This is a genomic window from Halorubrum gandharaense (assembly GCF_054654575.1).
In genome coordinates this window covers 624,455-637,288 of record NZ_BAAIET010000001.1, presented here as the reverse complement: position 1 = coordinate 637,288, position 12,834 = coordinate 624,455, and the positions used below count along the sequence as shown (strand labels likewise).

General features: G+C 62.4%; 8 protein-coding genes. 3 read left to right on the top strand and 5 right to left on the bottom strand.

Annotated features, from left to right (window positions below; all coding sequences use genetic code 11):
• The first annotated feature begins 494 nt into the window (after window positions 1-494).
• Window positions 495-2,378, top strand: a complete 1,884-nt coding sequence (locus ACYQ07_RS02950; RefSeq protein ID WP_459877154.1) for a COG1361 S-layer family protein — start codon at window positions 495-497, stop codon at window positions 2,376-2,378.
• A gap of 3 nt (window positions 2,379-2,381) precedes the next feature.
• A complete protein-coding gene (locus ACYQ07_RS02945) occupies window positions 2,382-4,910 on the top strand; it encodes an efflux RND transporter permease subunit (protein WP_459877152.1) in 2,529 nt (842 codons plus the stop codon).
• A 388-nt stretch (window positions 4,911-5,298) separates the two neighbouring features.
• Here ACYQ07_RS02945 and ACYQ07_RS02940 read toward each other — a convergent pair whose 3' ends face one another.
• Genes ACYQ07_RS02940 through ACYQ07_RS02925 form a run of 4 tightly spaced genes read right to left on the bottom strand, consistent with a single transcriptional unit; the run spans window position 5,299 to window position 10,228 of the window.
• The gene (locus ACYQ07_RS02940; protein ID WP_459877149.1) at window positions 5,299-6,354 is read right to left on the bottom strand and encodes an ABC transporter permease; all 1,056 of its coding nucleotides are present in this window, start codon (window positions 6,352-6,354) and stop codon (window positions 5,299-5,301) included.
• Window positions 6,351-7,487 carry an ABC transporter permease gene (locus ACYQ07_RS02935; RefSeq protein WP_459877146.1) on the bottom strand — a complete coding sequence of 379 codons (1,137 nt, stop codon included), beginning with the start codon at window positions 7,485-7,487 and terminating at the stop codon, window positions 6,351-6,353. Before ACYQ07_RS02935 ends, ACYQ07_RS02940 begins: the two co-directional genes overlap by 4 nt.
• The gene (locus tag ACYQ07_RS02930; protein ID WP_459877143.1) at window positions 7,484-9,073 is read right to left on the bottom strand and encodes an ABC transporter ATP-binding protein; all 1,590 of its coding nucleotides are present in this window, start codon (window positions 9,071-9,073) and stop codon (window positions 7,484-7,486) included. Before ACYQ07_RS02930 ends, ACYQ07_RS02935 begins: the two co-directional genes overlap by 4 nt.
• Before the next feature lie 36 nt (window positions 9,074-9,109).
• Entirely contained in the window at window positions 9,110-10,228 is a 1,119-nt protein-coding gene (locus ACYQ07_RS02925) for a BMP family lipoprotein (RefSeq protein ID WP_459877141.1), read from the bottom strand.
• Window positions 10,229-10,470: 242 nt separating this feature from the next.
• Between ACYQ07_RS02925 and ACYQ07_RS02920 the strand changes: the two genes are divergently transcribed.
• Window positions 10,471-11,511 carry a Gfo/Idh/MocA family protein gene (locus ACYQ07_RS02920; RefSeq protein ID WP_459877138.1) on the top strand — a complete coding sequence of 347 codons (1,041 nt, stop codon included), beginning with the start codon at window positions 10,471-10,473 and terminating at the stop codon, window positions 11,509-11,511.
• 87 nt (window positions 11,512-11,598) lie between these two features.
• Here ACYQ07_RS02920 and ACYQ07_RS02915 read toward each other — a convergent pair whose 3' ends face one another.
• A complete protein-coding gene (locus ACYQ07_RS02915) occupies window positions 11,599-12,831 on the bottom strand; it encodes a Gfo/Idh/MocA family protein (RefSeq protein WP_459877135.1) in 1,233 nt (410 codons plus the stop codon).
• Window positions 12,832-12,834 lie beyond the last annotated feature (3 nt).

Sequence of the window (12,834 nt, the reverse complement as noted above, 5' to 3'; positions counted from 1 at the left end):
CGTTCGATCGCTGAAAGCTGTTAAAAACCAGCTTCAGGCACGAGGGAGAGTGGAACGGCGGATCGCTGAAGACTGCGAAGGCACCACTACGTACGCGTCTTGCTATCCCCTCCGCGTTCACGCGGCGGAATCCTGAGCGTTGGAGATTTCAGGTTTACAGTCGCACCGAGCGTCCAAACGGTAAGAATCCGTGGGGATGCTCGCGGTCTGTTGTGGGTGAGACTGCCGGGAGTACCAAGCCCCTAGTACTCCTCTCTTCCGTCGTGTTCGGACTCTCCGTGTTGCTTTTGCCACGGGGAGTCAGGCAGACATCGACAGACTCGGGGCTCCTTTCTGTGATGCTTCCAAGCAGTCGGGCACTGCATCGGTCCATTGTAGGAGCCGACCGTTCACCCGACTGGTTCCGATTACCGTCCGATTGCTTGGGGCGAGCAGGCCGCCATCGGTGGACTGGTAGGAACCGCTCGATCCCTAACCGATTCCTGTTTTATTGTGTGGGTAACGGACACTTTAGCCTACGGATTGAAATCTCAGCAAAGTTGTCGAACGTATCTTGGTTCATTGTCGTCGGATTCATCCTGCGGCTTCAGCCGCAGGTATTCTCCTTGCTCTTTATAAGGCTATTAACTAAACGTTCAGTCAGCACATATATATTTCTGCTATCCAAAGTAGTGTACGATGAGACTGCGTCGCATCGCGACCCTCCTCTCCGTGGAGCAGCCGCCGATCCTCTGTGTAGCTCTCCCGAACAGCGTGGAGGCGACCCGATGAAGCGGCGATACACGCTCCTTCTCGTGATCGCCTTCACCCTCGCGGTCGGAGTCACGATGACGTCAGCACCAGGCCTTGCAAATCCCGCTGACGACGGCGGGTTTACAGCTGGCGAGCCGGACCTGAGTCTAACGCTCGCCGAGAACGAGGTGACTCCTGGAGAGACCGCTTCACTCGAAGTCGCCGTCTCCAACGACGGGAATCTAGACACCGGTGCCCAGGGTGACCGCGTTCTCAACGCACGGAGCGTCACGGCAGAAATATCCGACGGCGAACCCTTCGAATCCGCCTCCGGAGAAGTCGCCGTAGGGGAGATTCCTGATGGGACAACGATGGACGCACCACTCTCGATCGACGTACCTAGTGACATCGAGCCGGGCGAGTACGATGTCGAGATAGATCTCTCGTACGCATATACGGCGAGAGTGTCGGACTCAAGCAACTTCCAGAACCGGCGGACGACGACGGAGACGGAGGAGGTGACCGTCGTCGTGCCGGAGGACGCACGCTTCGACGTGGGGAACGTCTCCACCGACGTGGAGCCCGGCGCAAGCGGCGAGGCGACCGTCGAGGTCAAAAACGTCGGGGTCGAGGATGCGAACGCTACCCGGGCAACCATCCTCGGTGGTGGCGGCGTGACCGTCGATGGAGGCGAGAGCGAGGTGGCGCTCGGCAACCTGGAGTCCGGGGAAACCGTGGCGGTTGATCTCGAAGTGGCAGTCGACGATGCTGCAAGCGACAGCGCAAAGCCACTCGACTTTGAGTTCTCTTACGACGGGAAAAATGGGATCACGCGGGAGGCTCCCGCCGAATCGGCGAGTTTGGCACCGGCCGACTCCCAGTCGTTCTCCGTTGAGGTGGTCGAGGAGACGCTTGCGGTTGGGTACGACGGCATCGTCCGTGGTGAAGTGGTCAACGACGGTCCGCGAACCGTCGACGACGGGGTTGTCGTGATGGAGCCGATGAGCGAGTCGCTGTTCGTCGAGGATACCCGCTACGCACTGCCGACGATTGAGTCCGGAGAAACCGCCGAATTCGCGTATCCGACGGATGTCAGCGGTCAGGCCGACCCCGGTGATCGACAGGTTCAGTTCACCGTCGAGTACTTTGACGACGAGGGGACGCCGCTGGAGGATGGACCGGCTGCAGACCGCGTGAGTATCAACGATCAGGTCGACGAGTTCTCTCTGGAGGGCAACGCGACGGTCGAGCAAGGCGGGAGCGAGGAGGTGACGCTCTCGATCACTAACGAACGCGACGAGACTTTCACCGACATCAGTGCGCTATTATACACGGATTCCCCGCTGTCGGCTCCTAACGACGAGGCATACGTTCCAGAAATAGGTCCCGGGGAGACGGCGGATCTCACCTTCGAGGTGGCCGCGGGTGCTGGTGCGACGACGGAGCTTCACCCGATCGAACTGGACTTCGAGTACGACACCGAACGCGGTGACACGGAGCTCTCCGACGCGTACCAACATCCCGTCCAGGTCGAAACAGCCGAAACCGACGATGATGATGGTGTCGGCCTACTTGGAATCGTCGGCGTGTTCCTGCTGCTCGGCGCCACGGGAGTCGTCGTCTGGCACTGGCGAATCAGGGACTGACGGATGCGAGGAACCGAGCGGGTCGCAGACCTGATCGATGCGACCGGTAGTCGCGCCGGAGACATCGCCGAGCGCGTGAACGCGCTGATCACGGAGCGTCCGTGGCGTGTGATCGCTGCCTTCGTCGTCGTAACACTGATCTTCACCGGCGGATTCCTCGTAAGCGGCGGCGAACAGCAGGCTGGCGCGGACCAATTCGGTGACGAGACGGAAGAAGCGGATGCGCTTGAGGCGATGAACGAGGAGTTCGACCGAGCGACACGCGATTCTGGCGGCACCTCTGCACAACTGTTCATCGAGACCGAGCGGAACGTTCTGGCGGAACCAAACCTGCTCAGGATGCTGGAGTTCCAGGAAACCGTCGAAGAAACGGACGGTCTACGGGTGACTTCCACCACGAGCCCGGCGTCGCTAGTCGCCGAGCAGCTCAACCCCGAGGCAACGACTGCGGAAGAGCAGTATCGAGTGGTTGATCGCAGTGCACAGCGTGACCTCACCGCCGCCATCGCGGAGGCGGAAGACACCGCTGGCCTCCCCGTCAGCGACGATTTTACCGAGGAGTCTGCAAGCGCCGATGTTGCCCAGATCGCGGTCACCTATGACGTGCCGCCAAACGCGGATACCGGGAACACCGCGCCGCTGCAGTTCGAGACGATGGAGTCGGCCTACGCCGTCGACGGATTCTCCGAGGATAACGTCGTGGTCTTCGGAGACGCGGTGATCGAGGAGGAGACGATACAGCTGCTCGGAGACACGGCTATCGTCGTATTTCCGGCAGCGATCCTTCTCATCGTGTTTTTCCTGCTGGTCGCATACCGCGACCCGGTCGACCTAGGACTCGGGATGGCATCGTTGCTGATGACCCTAGTGTGGACCTTCGGGTTCATGGGGTACGCCCGGATCCCGTTCTCTGACGCGTTGATAACTGTTTTTCCACTGTTGCTAGCCGTTGGGATCGACTTCGGGATCCACATCATCAACCGGTATCGCGAGGAGCGGGCAGCGGGTAAGGAGATCCCGGACGCAATGGGGGTTACCGCCGACCAGCTGGCAACTGCGTTCCTGATCGTGACGATTACGACTGTGTTCAGCTTCGCAGCGAACTTGACCAGTTCGATGGATTCCATGCAGGACTTTGGCGTCGTCGCGGCGTTCGGGATGGTGTTCACGTTCGCTATCTTCGGCGTGCTCCTCCCCGCGGGAAAAGTCGCCAGCGACAGGCTCAGAGAGGGGACTCGGTTCCCAGAATTCGGAACAACTCCGCTTGGTAGCGAGGGGTCCGTCATGGGGCGCGTCCTCTCAGTTGGAACCGGCGCCGCACGGGTGGCGCCCGTAGTCGTTCTCGTCGTCGTGCTCGTTGTCGGAGCGGGCGCCGGTGCGTACGGGACGGGTGTCGACACGGAGTTCAACGAGGAGGCGTTCTTCCCCGACGAGGACCGCGTCGAGCAGTATGAGTCGCTCCCCGCGCCATTCCAACCCGGCGAGTACACCTTCATGGAGGTGCTCGACTACTTGGAAGAGGACTTCGGACAGGGACTGGAGGGGTCAGTGACCGTCTTCGTCGACGACAGGGACCTCAGAGACGACGACGCGCTCTCCGCGATCGAACGCGCACACGAGAGCCCTCCGGACGCGTTTGAGTCGTCGGATCGGCGAGCCGAAGCCGACAGCGTGCTCGACGAGATAGATGCGTTCGCGGCGTCGAACCCTTCGTTCGAGGAGACGATTACACGGCACGACACCACTGGGAATGGTGTCCCTGACCGCAACGTCGACCAGGTGTACGAGGAACTGCTTGATGACGGTGAAAACGAGGCGGCGCTCAACTATTTGACGACCGACCGTAGCTCCACGCGGATCGATTTCCAGGTCTCGGTTGACGCAGACGAAACCGAGGCGGCAAACGCAGCCGAGGAGGTTGCTAGCGACATGCCGCTGGACGCGACAGCGACCGGACAGCTGGTAGTCTTCCAGTCCGTGATCGAGGACACGACGGAGTCGTCGGTCACAAGTTTGGTCGTTGCGTTCCTACTGACCGCAGTGTTCCTCATGCTGTCGTACCGCTGGTTGGAGGGGCGTGCGGTGTACGGCCTGATAAACCTGGTCCCAGTCCTGCTCACTGTCACGCTACTTGCCGGATCGATGCGCTACTTTGACGTGGCGCTTACCCCCATAAACGCACCAATCCTCGCAGTGTCTATCGGATTGGGCGTCGACTACACGGTTCACTTCATGCACCGGTTTGTCGACGAGCTCAAGGAACGTGCCGACGTCCACGAGGCGCTAGCCGTCACCGTTCGCGGGACGGGTGGCGCACTCACGGGCAGCATGCTTACGACCGTCTGTGGACTCGGCGTGCTGTACGTTGCGCTCATTCCGCTCATCATGGAATTCGGGCTCCTGCTGGCGCTTGGCGTGTTCTACGCTTACGTTTGCTCTATCGTCGTTCTCCCGTCCGCAATCGTGGTCTGGGCGCGGCTCGCTGACCGGTTCGGCGAGGGAGCGGTGCCGGCGTCCGCCGAACGGTCCTGAGACACCGTCGCCGGCGCTCGCAGACCCGGGAACGCCGGAAGTCCCCACCAGACGGTTCGTTGCGTGTCGGCAGTGTCGTTACGGAAGTTCAGGGATATCCCCCGCCCGTTTACAGTATTCACCGACAGTTCAAACCAGCCATAGATCTAGTGTGAACAACGGTTCATATTTATATATAGAAGTGACGCTCTTGTGGCGTAGATTGTTGGGGACTGCTGTGAGGAGTCTGTCGGAGCAAGGGATGCCCCCGTTCAAGCCGCTACACGGCCATTCTGCTGAGACAGGTCACCAATCCCGGAGACAATATAATCGCCAGACAGTGCTCCACCAACAATGGTCTACACAAGAGCGTATGGACAATTTCCCCCGACCCAAAGGTGGGTTGCTCTCACTCGTCCTTATCGTAGGATTCACCGACAGCAGATGGCATCCGTGTCTTCCCCCACACCGAGAGGACGACGATCACGATGACGTACGGGAACAAGTTCACGAGTCGACTTGGAACGTCGATTCCAGCGGTTTGGAACTGAACCTGTAGCATGTCCAATCCGCCGAACAGGACGGCCGCCGCGGCCGCGCCGATCGGGTTGTAGTTGCCGAACAGGTATGCGACGATCGCGATCCACCCCCGCCCGTTGACCATCGTATCGCCAGTGCCGACGAAGTTGCCCGCATGTGCGAACAAGACGGCACCGCCGAATCCGGCCATTGCTCCCGAGAACAACACGGTCGCGTACCGGACTCGGGTGACGTTCACGCCGGCCGTATCGAGCGCCTTGGGGTTCTCGCCGGCCGCCTGGATCCAGTACCCGTAGCGTGTCCGGTAGAGAAACACCCACGAGACGATGACGAGAACGAGCGTCAATAACACGAGCGGTGACTGATCAAACAATATCGGACCGATCCACGGAACCTCCGAGAGCCCGGGAACGGTCACTCTGTCAATGCTCGCCAAGCCAGGGCTGTTCCGGCTGCCCCAGATCAGCGAGGCGACGAACGGGGCGAAGCCGAGGCCGATGAACCACACCGCCAGGCCGGCGACGATCTGGTCTGCCTGATAGGCAATGAGCAGCACCGCAAATATCGTCGTCAGGACCAGCGACACCAGCACTGCGACGGCCATTGCGATCCAGATGTCTCCCTGACTGGGCGTGGTTCCGCCGAGTCTGAACAGCACCCCGGCCGTAGAGATAGCGCCGATGATCATGAAGCCTTCCAGACCGATGTTGAACACACCGCTCTTTTCGGCGTACAGCCCGCCGATCGCTGCCAACGTGATGGGTGTCGCCATCTGTAGCGACCGGTTGATGAACCCGACTGTCAACAGCCGTTCGAGCTGCCAGCCGAACACGGATGATCCGACGGCGCCGAACGCGACGAGAACGATCGCCGCACTCGCGACCAACCGAACCCACCGCTGCTGGAGGAGCCCGCTGTCACTCATCGGTCCTCACCTCCGAGACCCAACCGAGCCCCAAGCATCCTAAACAGTTCAGGAACCGCCACGAACAATACCACGAGCCCGATAATCCCGTTGATCAACTGGACGGGGACATCGCTACGGATTTGGATGTGCGATCCTGCGGACTCTAGCCCACCGAAGAGGATCCCAGCGGGGATAACACCGATTGGGTTGTTCGCTGCAAGCAGGCTCACCGCAATTCCGTCGAAACCGTAGTTTCCGATGCCTGCTGGGTCAGTGTATGAGCCTTGAATCATGATCGCGAATATCGCACCAGTGAGTCCCGCGACCATTCCCGAGAGCGTCATCGTGGCGACGATTGTCTGTTTCGAGTTCACTCCGGAGAACCGGGCGGCCGTTGCCTGATATCCACTGGTGACCATGTCGTAGCCATATCTGGTTCGCGTGAGCACGAATGCCACGCCGATCACTGCCAGAAGCGCGATACCGAGTCCGATAATGGAGAAATTCGAATCCGAGAAGATGATCTGTGGGAGCGAGACGTAGTCCGGCAGCTGTTCGGTCCGAACGCTCGTCGCGTCTTCGCCACGGAACGGCCCGTTGACGAGCCAGCCGACCACGCCGATCGCGATGAAGTTCAACATGATCGTGGTGATGATCTCGTTTGCGTCGGCGTATGCCTTCAGAGCGCCCGGAAGCGCGCCGTACAGGCCGCCGGCGATGACCGCACTGATCACGCCGATTCCGATCAGGAGGGTGCCGCCGATGACGCCCGTCGGGAGATACGGCGCGGTCCAGATGATCGACATCACACACGCGATGCCGCCGACGATGAACTGTCCCTGTACACCGATGTTGAACACGCCGGCGCGGAAGGCGACCGCGACTGCGAGTCCCGCGAGCACGAACAGGGTCGAGAACCGCAGCGTGCGGGCGATCGCGCGCTCGCTGCCGAACGCGCCCACGACGAGTTGGGCCGCGAACCGGAACGGGTCGTACCCCGCGAGCGCGACGATTATGAGCCCGATCGCCAGCGCGAACGCGGTCGCTCCGACCGCGATGCCGATCCGTTCGAGCACGGTCGCGTTCAGCAGGTAGCCGGCGACCCGTTCGAGGAGGCTCTCCGACCCGTCCGTCTCGGACGCGCCGCTCATTCCGTCACCTCCTCGGCCTCGTCCTCGATTCCGAGGTCGGGACCGGGGTCGACGTCCTCGTCAAGCCCGTGACCGGTCATGAGCAGGCCGAACTCCTCTTCGGTGACGCCGTCGGGGTCGACGACGTCGACGAACTCGCCCTCGTACATCACTGCGACTCTATCAGCGAGCTTCCGCACTTCTTCCAGCTTGGAGGAGACGAGCAGGGTCGCGACCCCGCTGTCCCGTAGCTCGATGAGCCGGTTGTGGATGAACTCGATCGCGCCGATGTCCACGCCACGGGTTGGATGCGACGCCACCATCAGGTCGGGGTCGTGTTCGATCTCCCGGCCCACGATGAACTTCTGCTGATTGCCGCCGGATAGCGAGGACGCTTCCGACGTCGTCGTCGGCGGTTGCACGTCGTACTCCGCGACGATCGACTCCGCGTGGTCGGCGACGAACGGCCAGTCGACGAGCGCGCCGTCGACGAAGGGCTCTATCGTCTGGTTTCCGAGCAACCCGTTCCGCACGAGGTCGTACTCCTGAACCAGTCCCTCCTTCTGTCTATCCTCGGGGACGTATGCGATCCCCGATTCGATCCGTTCACGCCGACTCATCGCCGTGGCGTCGCGGCCGAGGAAGTCGATCGACCCGTCGTCGATCGACCGGAGGCCGGTGATCGCCTCGATCAGCTCCGTCTGACCGTTCCCCTGAACGCCGGCGATCCCGAATATCTCGCCTTCACGAACCGTGAGGTCGATGCCGTCGACCTGCTCGACTCCCCGGTCGCCGGAGACGCGAAGATCGCTCGTGGTCAACACCGGATCGCCGGGCTCTCCCTCTCGCTCCAGCCGATCGAAGAGCACCTCACGGCCGACCATCATGCGGGCGAGCCCGCGCTGGTCCGTCTCCGCGGCGTCGACGCTGCCGACGGCCTCCCCGTCACGTAACACCGTGACCCGGTCGGCTGCCGAGAGCGCTTCGTCGAGCTTGTGGGTGATGAAGATCAGCGAGTGGCCGTCCGCCCGAAGGTCGTCCATCACGTCCATGAGCCCGTCCACTTCCTGTGGGGTCAACACGGCGGTCGGTTCGTCGAGGATCAACACGTCCGCTCCACGATAGAGGCTCTTGACGATCTCGATCCGCTGTTGGACCCCGACGTCGAGGTCCCGAACCGGCGTGTCGAGGTGACGCGCGACATCGAACCCGTATCGGTCGCTGATCTGTGTGATCTCCTCGCGAGCAGTCGCCTCGTCGACGAGCCCGTTCTTGGTCGGTTCGTGACCCAACACGACGTTCTGGAGCACCGTCATCGGCTCGATCAGCTGGAAGTGCTGGTGGATCATCCCGATCCCCGCAGCCATCGCGTCACGCGGTGACGCGAACGACCGTTCCACGCCGTCCACGACGATCGTCCCGTCGGTCGGCTGATACAGTCCGTAGAGGACGCTCATGAGCGTCGTCTTCCCGGAGCCGTTCTCGCCGAGCAGCGCGTGGATCGTTCCCTCCTCCAGCGTGAACGTCACGTCGTCGTTCGCGACGACGTCGCCGAAGCGTTTGGTGATCCCGTCGAGCCGAACCGCGGTGCTGTTGTCTGTACTCATTGGTCACCCCACGAAATATCGGAGCACACCGGCTGATCAGCAGCCGGTCGGGCCGCAGGTCAGTTCGATCTCCCCGGCGATGAACGCGTCCTTCGCGTCCTCGAGGTTCTCGTCGAGAACGGCCGGCAAGTTACCCTCAAACTCTTGGCCGGTGATGAAGTCGATACCGCCCTGCTCGATGCTGAGGTTCCGTTCGCCGGACACGCTGTCCCAGTCGTCATTGATGACCGCCGTCACCACGTCGTAGGTCGCCTCGTTGAGCGCCTTGACCGACGAGCCCAGAATGACGTCCGAGTACTGATCCTCGGTGATGGACTGGTCGACGTCGACGCCGAGCGCGAACCGGTCGTTGTCCTGTGCTGCGGAGAACACGCCGCCGCCCGCCGCGGAGGCGGCGTGCCAGACGATGTCGGCGCCGTCGTCGATCTGCGAGGAGGCCACGTCGTTCGCGGCGGAGGTGTCGGAGAAGCTGCCGCCGTATCCGGTGAGTACCTCGACATCGTCGTTGACGTACTCCACGCCCTCGATGTAGGAGGTCTCGAAGGCGTTGATCAGGTCGATGTCCTCGCCGCCGACGAACCCGACGACGCTCTCGCCGGGCTCCGTGCTGCTGTCCCCGTGTTCGATGTCCTCAGTCGTGAGCGTGCCCGCCGCGACGCCCGCGAGGAACGACATCTCGTGGTTCATCTCGATCCAGCCGGAGACGTTGTCCGCGCCCTCGACGTGGTCGTTGATCAGCATCCAGTTCTGGTCGGGGTATTCCGCGGAGTTGTCCACCAGCGGGTCGTAGTGCTGCTGACCGACCATCACGATCACGTCATACAGCTCCTGCTCGGCGAGCTCGGCTTGTACCGACCCGTACTCGGCTTCCTCGGTCTCCTCAACGTCGTTGATCGTCAGGTCGAACTCCTCGGCGGCCTCACGCAGCCCATCTCGAGCGTTATCGTTGAACGCGTTGTCGTCGAACCCGGCCGGGCTCGAGATTATTGCGGCATTGTATTCGGCGTCAGCTTCCTCGTCCGCACAGCCTGCGAGCCCGACAGCACCGAGCGCAGCCGTCGACGCGAGGAACGCGCGCCGGTCAACTGTTCCCGAAGTCTGGGATGTGGCGGAGCGAGCGTTCGAATCGGTTTCCGAATGTAGTGGGTGTGACATACTATCTCGTTGTGTCACCATCATACATCATAAATCCTTTTATTTACAACTACATATGTAAGGAAACGAAGAGTAGCCGGAATCGATATCCGGGAGTCTCACTAATGCGTATTGGAGTTTTAATTCACATTCGTATCACCATACCATATGGAACCTGTCATAAATTGCGGGTGAGAGAGTGCCGAAGCATGGGACCGATACACGACTGAGGTTTAACATGACTCGACACCACGGTCACGAACATGACCTGGCGCGTCGTCGGTGCGAACTTCGATCAGATGCACATGAACACGAACCTCGAATGGGTCGTCGACCACCCCAAAACCGAACTCGTCGGTGTCTGCGACGAGACGCCGGCGGACTCGACCGGCTCCGTCCAGCGGGTGGTCGACGAGTTGGGGCTCCCGACGGATCGGGTGTATGACTCGCTGGACCAGTGTCTTGAGGAACTGCAGCCGGATGTCGTGATCGGCTGTCCGAAGAACGCCGACCACGCCAACTTTGTTGAGCGAGTTGCCCCGCATAACCTGACGATTGCCATCGAGAAGCCGCTGGCGACGACGCTCGCGGATGCCGACCGGATGCTGGATGCAGTCTCCGGAAGCGACAGCCGGCTGTTCATCAACTGGCCGGTGCTGTGGGACCCTGTCAAACATGCAGTCAAGCGGCTCGTCGAGGCGGGAACAGTCGGTGACGTCCAGGAGGTCCAGTACTACGGAGGCAATGCGGGTGCGCCACCCGACGATAGCTGGTTTTACGACGCGGACGCCGGTGGCGGGTCACTGCTCGATTACCTCTGTTACGGCGCGACGTTCGCCACATGGTTCCGCGACGGCGACCTCCCGACCGCGGTAACCGCCGAGACGTACTCTCCCCCGGATATGGAGGTCGATGTTCAGTCGGCGACGGTGTGTCGCTACGAAACCGGCCTGTCGACGTTCCAGACCTCTTGGCGAATGGTGACGAACCCGTGGGAGACACCGCCCCAGCCAGCCAAGGGGTACGAGATCGTCGGCACTCACGGGTCGATCAGCACCCGCGAGCGGTCGGCGTCGATCCGGGTCCAGACCAACGACCGCCCGGAGGGCTACGCGGTCGAGCCCGACTCGCTTGCTCCCCGGTTTGAAAACGTGGTGGCCTATCTCGTTGACCGACTCGAAACCGGTGCGGAACCCGAAGGCCCTGCCGATCCCGCGTTTTGTCGTGAGGCACACCGAATCGTCGAGACGGCCCGAAAGAGCGCTCGAACCGGGAATCCAGAGCCACTCGCGGAGACCGAATAGGCGGTTTCCGGTCGACTGTTCGTGCCCCACCTGGGACAGCCACGTGTGCGCTTCGGTACCGGTTCCTGACGCGGGATCCCGCTCCACTCAGCGCCGTGCCGGCGGCGGCGTATAGCCGTCGAGGTCGGCGTCGGAAAGGACGATCTCGCGACCCTCCTCCGCGGACTTGTATGCGGCCATGCAGATCTTCAACACCCGATAGCCGTCGGTCACGTCCAACGCGCCGTTCTCGCCGGCGCGGAACGACTCGACTGCATCGCGGTTCTCGGCGACGAACCCGCCCTTCACGACATCCGCGGCGGCGATGGGCGTTCGCCCGCTCGTCGCGTTCTGTTTCTCGGCCCAGCCCTCGCCGTCGCCGACGGCGTCGGAGAGAAAGATGCTGGATGCCGCCTCATCCGAGAGGACCTGTCCGGAGTACTCCGGGCCAAGCAGCTCTATCGTCCGCCGCACGCCCGATCCGACGTAACACCACGACCCGGTCGCCTCCGAGACGACTGGGGCCCCCTCGGCGTCCTCGTACCGCACCGTCGCCCGGGCGTAGTCGTCCGCCGGGTTCGTCTCGTAGTCCACGCCGTGTTCCTCGCGGAGCGCTTCCGCGTACTCCTCGCGACCCCACTTGAGCGTCTCCGTGTCCGCGGTCACGGAAACCGGTGTGAGGCCGCCGTCGGCCGCGTCATCTCCCGCGTCACGAGCCGGGTCCGACAGCAGTACCTCGTTGCCCGCGAGCGCGTGACAGAGCATGTCAGTCAGTGCGCCGCCGCCCTGTTTTGCCCCGTCCCAGAACCACGCCGAGTGGGGTCCGGCGTGTTCCGCCTGTGACCGCGCGAGGTACGGCCGCCCGGCCTCCCGCCCGCGCGACCACAACAACTCCCGCAGTCCGCTGATGTCCGGTTCGTGCGGCCAGTTCTCCAAGTAGGCGTGTGGAACGCCGGCGGACTCGACGCGGTCGAGGATCCGGGTCGCCTCGGTGAGATTCCGGGCGACCGGCTTCTCCATGGCGATCCCCTGAAGGGTCGCGCCGTCCTCGAGCGCGTCGACCGCCTCGTCGATCACGTCGGCACGCGTGAAGTTCGGTGAGGTGACCCACAGTCCGTCGACCGTGGGATCCGCGACCAGCTCCGTGACCGAATCGGCCACGGTCGGATCGCCCCAGCCCTCCTCACGACACGTCTCCGCGACCGTCTCGGCCGTGCTCCGCGTTCGGTTCCGGAGTCCCGCGACGTGGACGCTGGGGAGATATTCGACGCTCGGGAGGTGTCGTTCGCGCGTGATGAACCCGCAGCCGACGACGCCGATGCCGAATCCGTCAGTGGTCATGTC

What these genes read in the sequence shown, in the direction of transcription:
- ACYQ07_RS02945 (WP_459877152.1), top strand. Translation starts at nt 2,382, where the DNA reads ATGCGAGGAACCGAGCGGGTCGCAGACCTGATCGATGCGACCGGTAGT.
- ACYQ07_RS02940 (WP_459877149.1), bottom strand. Translation starts at nt 6,354, where the DNA reads ATGAGTGACAGCGGGCTCCTCCAGCAGCGGTGGGTTCGGTTGGTCGCG.
- ACYQ07_RS02935 (WP_459877146.1), bottom strand. Translation starts at nt 7,487, where the DNA reads ATGAGCGGCGCGTCCGAGACGGACGGGTCGGAGAGCCTCCTCGAACGG.
- ACYQ07_RS02930 (WP_459877143.1), bottom strand. Translation starts at nt 9,073, where the DNA reads ATGAGTACAGACAACAGCACCGCGGTTCGGCTCGACGGGATCACCAAA.
- ACYQ07_RS02925 (WP_459877141.1), bottom strand. Translation starts at nt 10,228, where the DNA reads ATGTCACACCCACTACATTCGGAAACCGATTCGAACGCTCGCTCCGCC.
- ACYQ07_RS02920 (WP_459877138.1), top strand. Translation starts at nt 10,471, where the DNA reads ATGACCTGGCGCGTCGTCGGTGCGAACTTCGATCAGATGCACATGAAC.
- ACYQ07_RS02915 (WP_459877135.1), bottom strand. Translation starts at nt 12,831, where the DNA reads ATGACCACTGACGGATTCGGCATCGGCGTCGTCGGCTGCGGGTTCATC.